This window comes from Nostoc sp. (genome assembly GCF_036919555.1).
GTDB lineage: Bacteria > Cyanobacteriota > Cyanobacteriia > Cyanobacteriales > Nostocaceae > Nostoc.
Genome location: NZ_JBALCS010000036.1, coordinates 65,107 through 80,252 on the forward strand (window position 1 = coordinate 65,107; position 15,146 = coordinate 80,252).

8 protein-coding genes are annotated in these 15,146 nt (G+C 40.4%); 2 read left to right on the forward strand and 6 right to left on the reverse strand.

What is annotated here, in order from left to right:
* Window positions 1–173 precede the first annotated feature (173 nt).
* The 4 genes from V7K36_RS10385 to V7K36_RS10400 form a co-directional block, all read right to left on the reverse strand.
* On the reverse strand, window positions 174–1,469 hold the full coding sequence (locus tag V7K36_RS10385) for a sensor histidine kinase (protein ID WP_335115439.1): 1,296 nt from the start codon (window positions 1,467–1,469) through the stop codon (window positions 174–176).
* Window positions 1,466–3,862, reverse strand: a complete 2,397-nt coding sequence (locus V7K36_RS10390; protein ID WP_335115441.1) for a hybrid sensor histidine kinase/response regulator — start codon at window positions 3,860–3,862, stop codon at window positions 1,466–1,468. The genes V7K36_RS10385 and V7K36_RS10390 overlap by 4 nt, the downstream gene beginning before the upstream one ends.
* Before the next feature lie 1,015 nt (window positions 3,863–4,877).
* A complete protein-coding gene (locus V7K36_RS10395) occupies window positions 4,878–7,532 on the reverse strand; it encodes a hybrid sensor histidine kinase/response regulator (RefSeq protein WP_335115443.1) in 2,655 nt (884 codons plus the stop codon).
* A 172-nt stretch (window positions 7,533–7,704) separates the two neighbouring features.
* Complete coding sequence (locus V7K36_RS10400; protein ID WP_335115445.1) at window positions 7,705–8,406, reverse strand: rhomboid family intramembrane serine protease; 702 nt, start codon at window positions 8,404–8,406, stop codon at window positions 7,705–7,707.
* A gap of 155 nt (window positions 8,407–8,561) precedes the next feature.
* Here V7K36_RS10400 and V7K36_RS10405 point away from each other — a divergent pair, with 155 nt between their 5' ends.
* A complete protein-coding gene (locus V7K36_RS10405) occupies window positions 8,562–10,706 on the forward strand; it encodes a serine/threonine-protein kinase (protein WP_335115447.1) in 2,145 nt (714 codons plus the stop codon).
* Window positions 10,707–11,091: 385 nt separating this feature from the next.
* Here V7K36_RS10405 and V7K36_RS10410 read toward each other — a convergent pair whose 3' ends face one another.
* Window positions 11,092–12,867 (reverse strand): serine/threonine-protein kinase, encoded by a 1,776-nt coding sequence (locus V7K36_RS10410; RefSeq protein ID WP_335115449.1) that lies wholly within the window; start codon window positions 12,865–12,867, stop codon window positions 11,092–11,094.
* 697 nt (window positions 12,868–13,564) lie between these two features.
* Between V7K36_RS10410 and V7K36_RS10415 the strand changes: the two genes are divergently transcribed.
* Complete coding sequence (locus V7K36_RS10415) at window positions 13,565–14,605, forward strand: class I fructose-bisphosphate aldolase (RefSeq protein ID WP_335115451.1); 1,041 nt, start codon at window positions 13,565–13,567, stop codon at window positions 14,603–14,605.
* A gap of 109 nt (window positions 14,606–14,714) precedes the next feature.
* Here V7K36_RS10415 and V7K36_RS10420 read toward each other — a convergent pair whose 3' ends face one another.
* On the reverse strand, window positions 14,715–15,128 hold the full coding sequence (locus tag V7K36_RS10420; protein WP_335115453.1) for a hypothetical protein: 414 nt from the start codon (window positions 15,126–15,128) through the stop codon (window positions 14,715–14,717).
* Between the last annotated feature and the right edge of the window lie 18 nt (window positions 15,129–15,146).

The following is a 15,146-nucleotide window of genomic DNA, read 5'->3' on the forward strand; positions in this document are numbered from 1 at the left end:
CATCCAAACGGTAGATAGCTGTCTTAAATTTATTGGCATCTCCCTCGGTTGGAAACCGAAGGATTATAAACTGATGTTGCTACGCTGGAGTTTTTCATCTTGTATTTTACCACGAAAGACTGATAGTGTTAGGACAAGTCAAAGTTGATTCTAAATCAAATGAAATTTCTAATTTATCGGATAGGTAATTCAATCACAAACTCTGTGCCGTTCCTTTGTGTTGAATGGAAAGTTAACTTGCCGCGATGATTGTTAACTACAATTTGGTAAGCAATAGATAAACCTAGTCCTGTTCCTTTACCGATGGTTTTTGTGGTGTAGAAAGCATCGAATATTTTTGTCCGGTCTGCTTCGCTGATTCCTGAGCCATTGTCGGCAATTCGGAGAATAACTCGTTCTCCAATTGACTCAGTTTGAATCCGAATCACACCAGGATATTTGGAAATTTCCTCAAAGTCTTGATTTTTTTGGATTTCTTCAATTGCATCGACCGCATTGCAAATTATATTCATAAAGACCTGATTGATTTCGCTTGGATAGCACTCAATAGGTGGCAATTCTCCATATTCTTTGATTAGTTGGATTGTCGGACGATGAGCATTTGCTTTGAGTCGATGACCGAGAATGAGTAGCGTGCTTTCTAGACCTTCATGCAGGTTAGCCAGTTTATTGCCTTCTTCTCTGTGACGAGAGAAGTTATTCAACGATGACACAATTTCTATAACGCGATCTGTACCAACTTGCATGGATTGAATAATTTTAGATAAATCATTTAATAAAAAGCTGATATCTTTTGTTTTAATAGCATTTTGAATTTCAACAGGTGGGTTGGGCAGATACTTTTGATATAGCTTGAGTAAATCAACAACCTCCTGAACATACTCTTCTACAAAATTTAAGTTGCCAGATATAAAATTGATCGGATTATTCACCTCATGGGCAATTCCTGCGGTCAGATGGCCTAAGGCTGCTACCTTTTCTGCTTGGATTAGTTGGGTTTGAGCCTGTTGTAATTCGGCGTTTTTGGCAATCAAAGTTTTCGTCAAATTTCTCAGCTTCAGTTGTTGCTCTATTCGCACCAAAACCTCTTCATACTGAAAAGGTTTGGTAATGTAATCTACAGCTCCCAATTGCAATCCTTTAACTTTATCAGCAGTATCTGAAAGAGCAGTCATAAAAATGATTGGAATATCTTGGATACGAGGATCGCTTTTTAGGTGTTTACAAGTTTCAAACCCATCCATGCCCGGCATCATCACATCAAGCAAAATTAAATCAGGTAAATGATCGGTGTCTAATTTTTGAATGGCTTTTTCACCACTACGAGTCGCCCAAACTTCAAAGTGAGACTGATCCAAAAAGCTCGATAAAACTTCTAAGTTTGCAAGGTGATCGTCAACGACTAAAATAATTCCTCTGGCAGGATCGTAATTCCGGGAATTTTTTTGGTTGTGTATTGTCGCGCTCATCCTGTTTTTACCTCATATTGAGTCAAGAAGTTGAGGATTAAATCTTCGTCAAACTGCCTCGCTAGTTGCCGCAATTGGTTAGCAAAGGGAGCGAGGTTTGTGTCTGTTTCCTCTAGTTGATCGGCCAATTTGAGGATGGCATTGAAGTTACCTTTACTGGCTAAGGTCAGCAGTTCTCGCAATACATCGGGGGAAGGAGAAATCAATTTATCTGATGGGCTATCACTTGTTGTCGTCGAAGAGTTAATTCTTTGTTCCTCAGACTGAGACTCCTGGTAAATCCATGCCAAACCTAAGTTGAACTCTAATTGATACAGTAATTCATCTACTTGTACAGGTTTGTTCAAAAAGGTGTCACCTCCTGCTTCCAGACTGCGATGTTGGTCAGTTTCAAAGACACTAGCGGAAGAGACGATAATCTTGACATCTGCGATATCTGGGGTATGACGCAAGTGTTGAATCAATTCAAACCCATCCATTTCTGGCATGAACAAATCTGTAATCATCAGGTCTGGTTTAAGAGCGATCGCTTTTTCTAATCCTTCTTTACCGTTGATAGCTTCAACCACATTAAAACCCAGTGGTTGCAGTAAGTTTGTAATTACTATGCGATTCTCCCAGCGATCGTCTACCATCAGGATGGTGCGCGGGCTACCTTCAAAGCCAATGATTTGTCTTTTTGATGCAGCCATCACAGACTGCACCCATTGGCTGGCTTCGGCGATCGCAATCTCAAACCAGAAAGTACTACCCTGACCGATTTGACTCTTAAGATGGATATCGCTACCCATCATCTGCACCAACTGCTGAGTAATAGCTAAACCCAGCCCCGTCCCTTCGGCCTGACGCTTTTTCTCACCTACTTGTTCAAATGGCAAAAAAATCTTGCCCAACTCGCTTGGATTTATCCCAATTCCCGTATCTTCTACACTCAAGCGAATGCGATATTTCACCGTCTGCTGATCACCAGGAAGTTGATCGATTACCTCAACCTTGAAAGTAACTTTACCCTCATCCGTAAATTTGATCGCGTTCCCCAGCAGATTCAAGAGAACTTGACGTAACCTTTTGACATCGACATGAACCCCACTCGGCAAGTTAATCGCGGGTTCATAGACAAACAAAATGCCCTTTTGTTCTGCCCGAATCTGGCAAATTTCCGCGATTCCCTGTAAAAAAGACGGGAAATGCACATCATGAAGATGCAATTCCAGTTTTCGCGCTTCAATTTTAGAAAGATCCAAAATGTCATTGATTAAAGTCAGCAGATGAGAGCCACACTGTTCAATGATGTTTACATGATATTGCTGTTGCTCCGGCAAATCTTGGGAACGCAGCAAAATTTGAGCGCAACCTAAAATACCATTCAAGGGCGTTCGCAGTTCATGGCTCATGTTGGCTAAAAATTCGCTTTTAGCATGGTTTGCAGTATCAGCCGCCGCTTTGGACTTTTTCAGTTGAACCTGTTCAAACGCTTGCACCCTCCACAAGACAGTGATCATCATCACTGTTAGTCCGCCCAGAATTAGGGCGATAAAATCGAGGAATTGCAGTCGAGATTCAATATTTTGGCGTGGGATCACCAGAGCTACAGACCAATTAGCTTCTCGCAACGGCACATAGGCAACATACTTTTTGGTGCCGTCAATTTCCATCAACTGAATTCCCTGTTGTTTATTTACCATCTGCTGTGCGATCGCATTTAAATTGCGATCTGGAATTTTCAGCAGGCTGGGTGCAGGTTTTTCTAGCGTTGACATGAAACTTGAGTTAGGATGGACGATCGCTTTTCCTTGAGAATTCAAAGCAAATGCATAGCTGTTTTTGCCGTAGCGCAGCGAGTTGACAACTTTAACAATGTGATCGACTTTAACGTTGCCGTTGAAGACACCAATTGGTGAACGACTCTGAGGAGAATTTGACCCAATTGGGGTGGCGATCGCAATTAAAGGAATGCCTGTGGAACGGCTGATGAAAGGATCGGAAATGTTGCTTTTTCCGGCTAGTGCTTTTTGAAAGTAGTCTCGATCCTTAATATTCTTATTTGACCGACCAACCATAGTATTAAAATACGAACCATCCGGGGTAGCTATTTGGAAAACGAAAAATTCATTGATCCGGTCAACTTCTGACTTTAAATAGGGTTCTGCTACAGACCAGTCTAAGGAGCGTACAGTTGAAGTCTCAGCAAGGGTTTGCACCTCCACTTTGCGAACATGCAACCACTCCTCAATTTCATCAACCCCTCTTTGTACTTCTAAAAAAGCTCTTCCTCTCAACTCTTCTAGGGTTATTTTCCGAGCAGCTTCATAGCTAAAATAAGCAGAAATACTCACAATAAGAGTAGTGCCGCCGACAAGAAATCGGATCAGCAAACTGTGCGAGGAATGCATTTTGGCATTAGATGGGCTGGAGTTGGCTCTTATCAAATATTCCTTCCTTTAACAATTGGTTCGCTAAGTAGAAAAAAGGACTATATTTAGATTGCCCAAAAAATTATTGATAATCGCAGCCTTGATTGTTACTCATAGCAAAATAATCAATATATTTATCCCACATTTCGCATTCGTTTTGTAATATGCTGATATTACAAATTTTGGGCTAATGCTGGTCAAATAGCGATGTCTACGGTGGTAACAGAGCTTGCCCTTCCGCAGGCTCAGGATATACACCTGCCCGTTTATCGAAAAGTTGGGTTTAAAACCCCGTGCTTCTAGCACGGCTTTATATTTACGAGTGTTGCATTTGCCACTAATATATTAAGATACTAATTAGTACCGATGGACAGTCGGGAATCCAAAACGCCTATGCAGACGGTTTGCTCTTGTACTGAGATATCTCAGTCTAGGTCAAAGTCGAAATCCCGTAAGGGAGTAACTAGGAAGTCTTTGAAGTGATTCTTTAGTTGCCTCCCTACCTTCAGGAAAGGAGTCATGTCACCTATAGCAGTTTGCAGTTGAGTCCAATACAGACCTAACCCCCAATCCCTGACGCCAGGTGCAACAAGAGTGGCTCGCCGCCCAACGCACTGCATACATGTTAACTTAACGTAAAAGTTATGTCCCGCAAAGAACTGAAGTTCCTTGCTTATAAGTAGGTAGGCGTAATTAAATATAAGATCAAACTCACCCTCAATCCCTCTCCGTGAGTTCGGAGAGGGAAGCCGGAGGCAGGGTGAGGTTTTATATTTAATTTGACCTACTTACTTAGCAAAAGTAATCTAAAGATCAATACGCTTGGGTTAGAGCCAAAAACCAAAACCAGCGTAGGTTGGGTTGAGGAACGAAACCCAACATTTTGTAGGGTTTGTTGGGTTTCACTTCGTTCAACCCAACCTACAATTATCCTTAACTGAACTGTATTGATCTAAAGATTACTAAATATCCGCAAAAATCTTTACGCTATATATCAGTTTGGTTTAATCAAATCAACGATCGCCTTTACCAATACATCTGGATCTACTGGTTTGGAAATATGCATTTGAAATCCTGCTGCTAGTGCTTGCTGTTGATTCATTTCACCTGCATAGGCTGTCAGAGCGATCGCAGGTATCAATCCTCCTTGTTGGGGCGATCGCAATCGCACTTCACGCATCAGCATATAACCGTCTGTCTTTGGCATTCCAATATCGCTAATTAAAATATCTGGTATCGACTCAGACAGCGCTTGTAATGCTTCCTGTGCTGATGCTACGACGGTTACTTTTACACCGTAGTCTTGCAAAATAAAGCTAATTAAGTCGCGAATATCGGGTTCATCGTCCACCACTAAAACTTGAGTGTCCGAAAGCAGCGAGGATTCCGGATCACAAGGTGAAGACTCATTCTCTTCACGCCGAACCTGTTCACTTCTAACCAAAAGCGGTAGCTCAACAGTGAAGGTTGCACCCAATTCTTCTCCAGGACTTTCGGCTTGAACATTTCCCCCATGCATATCTACAACCTTACGCACGATCGCTAATCCTAAACCTAATCCACCAAATGTCCGCGTAGTTGTACCATCAGCTTGCCGAAAGTAATCGAATACATAAAGCAAAAAGTCTGGCGGAATTCCCTTACCTGTATCACTGACCTGAATTTGAGCCTGCTTACCAGCTTCCATGAGTCTAATTTCTACCCGTCCTCCTGTTGGTGTAAATTTTACTGCATTGGCAATTAGATTCCACACAACTTGTTGAAGCCGATTTGGGTCGCCCATCACTTGTCCCAAAATGGGATCAAATATGGTCTGAATTTGAATTGACTTGGCTTGTGCTGCTAGTTTTACTGTCTCTAGTGCTGCTTCAACTACCATTACCAAGTTGACTGGACAGATATTCAAGTTTAATTTTCCTTGGAGAATGCGAGATACATCCAACAAATCTTCAATTAGCTGGGTTTGTAACTTGGCGTTGCGTTCAATGGTTTCCAAGGCGTGGTTAGTAGTTTTTTGATCAAATTTGCGAGTCCGCAGCATTTTCGACCATCCCAGGATGGGGTTGAGTGGGGTTCGCAGCTCATGGGAGAGAACCGCCAGAAATTCATCTTTGATTTTGTTGGCGATTTCTGCTTGTTGGCGTGCTGTCCGTTCTCGTTGGAGTAAATAAGCGCATTCTTTCTCTACCAATTTGCGATCGGTAATATCTAGTACAAAAGCAACACCATTATCATTGGAGTCATTCAGCAAGGCCATCCCCAAAACAATTGGTACTCGCTTACCGTTGCGATGGATGTACTCTTTCTCATAAATTCTAGAAACTCCAGTGGTTTGCACCTCCAAAATGGCGCGATCGTCTAAATGCTTATATTCGACAGGAGTCAGCTCTCGCCAATTAAATCTATCTAAAAGCGCAAAATCATCACGACTGTAGCCAGCTAGTTGAAGAAAGGCATCATTGGCATCAATAATAAAGCCATCCACATTCCAAAAAGCCACCCCGATTAGGTTAGATTCAAACAAACGCCGAAATCGGGCTTCACTTGCACGTAATATCTTTTCTGCCCGTTTGTGTTCGGTAATATCACGACAAACAGTAATTACGCCTTCAATGTTTTGGTGTAAATTCCGTAATGGTGTGAGGATGTATTCATAATAATGCACCCCATCAGGAGTTACATATTTACACTCATCCTTGATTGGCTGCCCAGTTTTCATCACAGCTTGTCGTTGATTATCTACCTGTTCTACAAGGTCTGTGGGTAAATCCAGTTCTTGCAAAGTCTTGCCGACAATTTCCTGGGGCTTTAAGCCTAGTAAAGTTGCTCCATCACGACTGACATACTGATAGCAACCTCTGTGATTAAAGATATAAATGTGATCAACTGATGCGGTGAGGATAGCATTTAAAATATTTGCCTGTTCTTGGACTTGAGTCGTTAGTTCGCGAGTACTTTCTACAGCCTGCTTGCACACAGTAGTTTCCATACAAACGCCGATCATTCGCACCGCTTGTCCCTGGTGATCATAGATAAATTTTCCCTTAGCAGAAATCCAATGTACACTTTGGTCTGCTCGAACTATCCGAAATTCATCATTGTAGTCAGTTTTTTGTGCCAAAGCCTGAGCGATCGCTTGCATTACAGATTGCTTATCTTGAGCATAAACGTACTTCTGAAATGTCTCATAAGGGCTGTCAAAACTACCTGGAAGCACACCAAAAAGCTCTTGGTGATTTTCAGACCAGATGACTTGATTGGTAACAATATTCCAATCCCACAAGCCCATCTGGGAAACCTCTAGAGCTAGCCTCAGCCTTTCTTCACTCTCTCTCAGAGAGACTTCTACCTGCTGTCGCTGTGCAATTTCTTGTTGGAGTTGCTCTAAAGTCACTGCTGCATCTGTTGGCAGATTTAAAGCTGTGGATGTGCCCTGTTCATGATGAAATTCAATATCATACTCGACAACTTGAGTATGGGTATTTTTTCCTTCTACTAGCAGCTTTCTTTTGAGTTCTGTTAATTGCTCCTCAAGGGCTGCTTGCCTTTGTTGATAAGATATCTCTGATTGCTCTAACTCAGCTACACGCTGCCGCATAACTGCTAATTCATCAGTGATTTTATAGTTAATTCTATCAACATTTGGCATCTTGCACACCGCTCGCAACTCAACAATACCGATTTGAAGAGTAGGTATTCCCTATTCTTATAACTATGGTTTTTTTAGCTAACAAATGTAATCCATCAAAAGGTACATAAATAAGTTAAAATCCAAAGCTGATTGGATTCTGACTCTGGAATTCTGACTCTGAAATTTTTCTTCATTTCTGAAATCGCATGAAAGCTGCACCAATAAATAATCCCACAACCTGCCCCCAGAAGACAACACCCGATTGATTTACGCCAACCGGGGGAATATTTAAACTACCAATACCATAAAATAACTGTTGTACAAACCACCAAAATATATAGAAAAAAGCTGGAATTTCTATAGGAATATACACAATGACTAGTGGCAAGATAGTGTCAATTTTAGCTTTAGGAAACTTCATAACGTATGCTCCTAAAATAGCTGCGATCGCGCCATTGCCCCCAATCAATGGTACTGTCAAACTCGGTTCAGCCAGAATTTGGACTAACCCAGCGATCGCGCCAGCAGCCAGATAAAATCCGAGATAGCGTCTATGTCCGAGAATATTTTCTACAGTCTTCCCAAAAACCCACAAAAATAGGAGGTTTCCCAATATTTGACTAAAACTGCCGTGCAGAAATATCCCAAAAAGTAGTGAAAATGACCGCCAAATTATAATTATCCAAGCAGCAGAGTTGTTAAATAAGAGTGCATTTGTAATTGCCCCACTAATTTGGGCTGGAATCACACCCCAACTATTAACAAAATAGCCCAATTCACCACTAAATTCTAGTTGAAGTTCCCATAAAAATACAGCAACATTAATGCCAATCAGCCAGTAATTAATAATTGGCTTATTCCGACAACGAATATTATCACTAATAGGAATCATATAAATTAGTCATTGGTCATTGGTTATTAATTATTAGTTATTCTTCCCCTACCTTCCCTGCTTACCCTGCCTCTCCTACTCCCTTACTTCCCCTATCCCCTTAATATATGGCAAGATTGAAATCAGATCGCATCGCACTTAACTAGGCAAACGAGATGCTGGGAAACACACTTGTAGGAAGATACCAAATTATTAGTAACTTGGGAGGTGGGGGTTTTGGTGAAACTTTTGTGGCTTGTGATACTCAATTACCCGGTTCACCTCTATGTGTCGTTAAGAAACTCAAACCCCAGGCAAGTGATCCTGTAACTTTGGAGACAGCTAGGCGTTTATTTGATACAGAAGCACAAGTTCTATATAAATTAGGAACTCACGATCGCATTCCCCAACTTTTAGCTTATTTTGAGGAGAATGCCGAATTTTATCTCGTACAGGAATTGATTGAAGGTCACGACCTGAGTCAAGAATTAACACCAGGTAAAACCCTAAGTCAAGACCAAGTAATTTCACTTTTACAAGAACTTTTGACAATCTTAGAATTTGTCCATCAACAGAATGTAATTCACCGTGATGTCAATCCCCGAAATATCCTCAGACGCCAACCAGATGGCAAATTAATCTTAATTGATTTTGGTGCAGTTAAACAAATTACTACTCAAGTGATTACTCCCCAAGGTCAAACTATAGCTACTGTTGCTATAGGTACGCCTGGATATATTCCTGGAGAACAAGCTCATGGTACGCCAAAATTAAGTAGTGATATCTATGCTGTGGGAATAATTGCTATTCAAGCTCTGACTGGATTATCACCAGAGGAAATAGTAAAAGATGCCGATACTAATGAAATTATCTGGCACAATCAAGCCACGGTAACGCCAGAATTCGCTCAATTCTTAGATAAAATGGTGTGCTACGACTTTCGACAACGCTATCCTTCGGCAACGATGGCATTACAAGCGCTGAAAGAGTTAACACTACCACCTGTTGCAACAATAGCGTTAACTCCGATTTCTCTACCAAAGAATATCAACAAACCTCAACTGAAAAAAGAACCGAAAAAAGGTACACTGGGTAAAATTTTATTAGCGATATTTTTAATTGGGGTCACTGGAGTAGCATCACTATTTATTTTGAATCACATTAATTCCAATAACGCCATAGAACTATCTAAACAAGGAAATACGCTTTTTGATTTACAACGCTATCAAGATGCGTTAGCAGTATATGAAAAAGCAGTTAATATTAGACCAGATTATTCTCAAGGATGGAATGGTCAAGGCAAAACGCTGGATAAATTAAAAAAATATAAAGATGCACTAGCAGCATATGATAGAGCAATTCAAATTCAGCCAGATTATTTAGAAGCTTGGATTGGACGGGGTTTTGTATTAGGAAATTTACAGCGATATCAAGAAGCGATCGCCTCTTTTGACAAAGCCTTACAATTAAATAATGACAACTCAGAAGTCTGGAACGCTAAAGGTGAAGCTTTCAGTAATTTAAATCAATATGACCAAGCAATTAAATCTTATGAAAAAGCGATTGAACTCAAACCAGATAATTACGAAGCTTGGTACAAAAAAGGATTAGCTTTGCAGAATTCTAAGCGATATGAAGAAGCGATCGCAGCCTACCAAAAAGTTGTTGATTTAAAACCAGACTACGAGCAAGCTTGGTATAATTTTGGTAATACTTTAGTGAATTTGCAACGCTACAAAGATGCGTTTACGGCTTATGATAAAGCAGTGGAATACCAGCCAAATTATTATCAAGCTTGGTTGTCGAGAGGTAATGTACTGCTAAATTTACAACGTTATCCCGAAGCAATTGAATCTTTTAATCAAGTAATTAAATACAATCCTGGCAACTATCAAGCATGGTATAATTTGGGCTGGTCGTTGCATCAAACACAACGCTATCAAGAAGCAATAAAATCTTATAATAAAGCCGCAAGAATTAAGCCAAATGACTATCAAGCATGGTATAATATGGGGAATTCAGAATATATATTGCAGAAATACGAAGATGCGATCGCTCATTATAATAAGGCAGTTCGTTATAAACCAGACCATTCCGAAAGCTGGTATAGCAGAGGTAATGCGCTATTAAATTTGAAACGCTATCAAGATGCGATCGCTTCTTACGATCAAGCAATAAAATACAAGCCTAATTACCAACAAGCAATTGACGCCCGTAACCAAGCTCAAATTCAACTGCAAGGCGCAAAATCAAAGCCTGTAATCATCGTACCAATCATCCCAGTTCCTAATCCTACTAATCCACCGCAGACGACACCCTAGAGCATCGATTCAGTAATCAAAAACCTAACTTGCTACTAGGGAAGCTACGGTGTACACACAAGTCTTTGGTGACGCAATTAACGGTTAAGTCTCATAGCCCCTGAGATACCTTACCCTGGTTTTACGTAGTAAAACCTGTCCCTCTTTTTACTAAGGAGAAGGATTAAAGATAGGATAGGGTGAGGTTTTAGAGGATTTTGGGTAATCGGATAAATTGTGTGTACACCGTAGCGTTGCAGGAGAGCGGTTTTCTAGATCCCGTGAAAAGTCAGAGCTTTAAGAAGGGGCTTAAGCCCCTTGTCTAGTTAATTGAGAACACGCGTCGAGGCACAATATATTGTGCCCCGACAATGACTGTATTCCATGCATTTAAAAATTGCTATAACTACCGAATATTGACTTCTTGTAAGTAATTTGCTCCCTGAAGATATTCAACCCTAGTGATTAAGTTTTTAGGGACAAATGAATTTGTTCTTTTTGCAGAAGCTACCTTTTGATTGTCAGTCCGCACGCGTTGTTTTTGAGTATACTCATTCAATTTGACTTGAGCTTGAGCATAAACTAAAGTATCGTTGGGAATATTTCGGAGAAATTTGACAGCCCGATCAAAATCACCAATAGATGCTTGTTTATAGGCTTTTTGTAAAAAGTAGGCTGCTCTGATCTGCCGCTTTCGATTGTACTCAGCCAACTTTTCTTGAACTAAAGTACCAGCATGACTTTCTTGAGGAATTAGACGCAGATATTGTAATGCAGTAGAAAAATCTTTTTCCCTGGCTTTTTCGTAAGCCTTGGCTAATATATCTTGCGTTTGTGTTTCAATGTTGACTGATGCTTGCTGAACTAGTTTGCGTGTTTTAGATTGCCAATATAAAATATTTGGAACTTTAGAAGCAGTATGAAGAACATCTGACCATCTGCTCTCATGAAAAGCTGTTTCAGCTATTTGATATTGCTGTGCAGCTACTTGCCATTGCTGTTGCCATTCTTCAATTGTAGCTTGCGCTTCTGGATAAACATTGCTGTGGGAGGGAATTGATTTAGCGAGTGCGATCGCCTTTTGCAAATCTCCTGATTGATATTCTTGTGTTGCTTTATATAAAGTATCTGTTTCTGAGTATGCAGGTGAACTATTAACTAAAGAATATACACCAAATCCCATCAACAAAGAATTAGCCGCCAGTCCTACTTTCATTCCTGTTAATAATGGCGATAATTTCCCCGATGTAGGATTCTGAGAACTATTATTTTCAATCGCCGCCTCTAGGGAAAATTGAGAATCTGCTTCTAATATTTCTGATGGCTGAGTTTCCCAGATTATTTGTTTGAGTACCCGCAGTACTTCACCCGCAGACTGAAAGCGGTTTTGGTAATCGTAGCGGATCATTTGGCTGAGAACAGCAGCTAGATAATCGTTAACTGGCGTGTTTTTAGAACGCCAAAAAATTTCATTATCATTAGCATAAGGATCAGCTTTTAATTGTAATGGTTCTAACCCTGTTAAAGCCTGAATGGCAATCATACCCAAAGCATAAATATCACTATTGGGCTGTGTTTGTCCAATAAATTGCTCTGGCGGTATATACCCCAATGAAGTGACAGGAATTCTATAAATGGGCAATTCCGCACCTATACCAAAATCAATAGACTGGATTGAGCCAAAGTCAATCAAAACTAACTTGCGATCGCTATTACGTCTGATCAAGTTTTCCGGTTTGATATCGCAATGGATAACGCCTTGAGAGTGAAGAAATTCTAGGATACCTAAGACATCGATCAGGAATTCTACAACTTCGCTTTCAGTCCACAGACACCCCCACTGTTGATTGATTGGCAATTCCGCAGTCAGCGCATGTCCTTCAATACACTCTTGCACTAAATAAAATTGCTCATTTTCTTCAAAGCAGGCGATGAATTCAGGAATTTGCTGATGGCTTCCCAGAAGCTTAAGGGTTTCGGTTTCAGTCAGAAACAGTAACTTCAGCATCTCCAAGTAGCCCGGCTCGGAACTGCTAACTTTGATCTGCTTAACAACGCATTGTGGATTCTGTGGATAATCTACGTCCACGGCAATGTATGTTTGTCCAAACACCCCTGCACTAAGGGTTTGGACAATTTGGTAACGCCCTTGTAGTAATTTACCGATTATGTGGTATGTCATGAGCTGGTTACTCAGTAAGTCTTTTATCTAGATTTACTGGCATTTCCTCCAGTTTCCGGAAAGATTTAAAAATAATTGAAGAAGAATTTTGATACCTTGAATGCAAGTTTAATTTTTTAAGTATTTTTGCGTAAAAGTAAAAAATAGGAAGATAATTTATCAAAGTTTATTAAAATTATTAAATATAAATATAACTATATATTTCTATATAACTAATAAAAAATCTCAAACTTAAATATTAATTCCCTTCCATTCCTCAAAATGAGCGAACCGACAGATTTTACTCGCCATTGCCAAACTTGTTGCTTGTTCAGATGCATTCACGGCGACTACTTGCACTCTCGAAAGTAATCAAGTACACTTTGAAGTTCGGTTGAGGATATCGGTGTGTCCAAGCGGTAGTCTCCTGCAAAAAGCATTGCAAAATTATTGAGAATATATATGAATAAAAGTAAAGACATATAATAGTATTATTGACAGGTAAATCAACACCTATCTAATCCATCTAGTTTCCCTATACTTTGGCATAATCAGAAAAAATGTGGGAGAATCAATCTCCCACAAGCAATCCTGACATAGGAGGTTATAGTATCTATACAAAAATAATTTAACAAATGATTTAATTTATTGCAATTTATTTGCAATAATAATTGCAATGGATCTAGCGATCGCCAAAACCAACGGAGGGATGATTAACATGAGTGCATACGCGCAGGAATTGAGAAACACCGCTAAGGCAATGGTTGCTCCTGGTAAAGGTATCCTGGCAATGGATGAAAGCAACGCTACATGCAACAAGCGATTTGAAAAATTAGGTATCCCCACGACAGAAGAACGACGACGTGCTTATCGGGAGTTAATTCTGACAACTCCTGGTTTATCTGAATACATCAGTGGAGCTATTCTCTACGATGAAACTATTAGCCAGTTTTCTCAGGCTAGGGTTGCCTTTACGAAGGTGATGCAAGATGCGGGTATGATCATTGGTATCAAAGTTGATGCCGGAGCTAAAGACTTAGCAGCTTGTCCAGGTGAGAAAGTTACCGAAGGATTAGATGGTCTAAGGGAGCGCATTGCTGAATATTACAAAATGGGCGCACGTTTTGCCAAATGGCGGGCTGTGATTACCATTGGTAATGGCATTCCCAGCGGTACTTGCATTGAAGCTAATGCTCATGCGCTAGCTCGTTATGCTGCTTTGTGTCAGGAAGGAGGACTTGTACCAATTGTGGAGCCGGAGGTATTAATTGATGGCGACCATACAATAGAAGATTGTTACGAAGTAACAGATGAAACTTTAGAAGCGGTATTTAATCAACTGCGTCTGCAAAAAGTTGAGTTTGACCAGATGATACTTAAACCTAGTATGGTGATTTCTGGCTTGACTTGTCCCAATCCGGCGAGTGTAGAGCAGGTAGCAGAAATGACTATTCAATGCTTACTCAAGAACGTACCTGTTACTGTTGCCGGAATTGCTTTCCTTTCCGGTGGACAGAGTAACGAACGCTCAACGGAACATCTGAATGTGATGAATGCTAAATTTGCTTCCCAGTGTCCTTGGTCTGTTACCTTTTCCTATGCCCGCGCTATTCAGCAACCAGCTTTAGAATACTGGCAGGGTAATGATCAGAAGACATCTGAGGCACAAAAATTACTCTATCATCGAGCGAAGTTAAACGGAGCAGCCAGCCTTGGTCAGTACAATGCAGAGATGGAAAAAGCACCGACTTTGGTCTGATGGTTTAATTCATGAGTTTTTAGCGACTTTCCTCGACATCAACACAGGATTGTAGCGGTATTTGGGAAATAGTCTTTATCTATCCAGTACCGCTATTTTATTTACACTATTAGTTGCTTGGTAAAGTTGCTTCGACTTGCCCAAGAAACTTAAGTGCTTGTTCTTTGGATTGCATGATGATTTCAGACAGCGCATCTTCCCGACCAAGAGCTTCATAAAACTTGACTAAATCTTGAAATGTCGCATAGAACGCAGAATATGCTTGCGTCCGAAATTCCATTAGTAACTTACTAGCCCCCATTATATCTGATGCACTGCTTTGGGCTTTGAGCAAGTAAGTTTCCGCTTCGATTAACTGTCCCAACGCCAAGTGACAATTAGCAAGATTCTGACATGAAAGCACATAGATATGAATTGCCTCGGAATTACTTAAGTGGGAAGTTGCTTCTTGCAATACCTCCTCTGCAAGAGTCAATGCTTTTTGATAGCAGGCGATCGCATCGTAGTATAACTTCACTTGCATCTTACTGTTTCCTTTCTG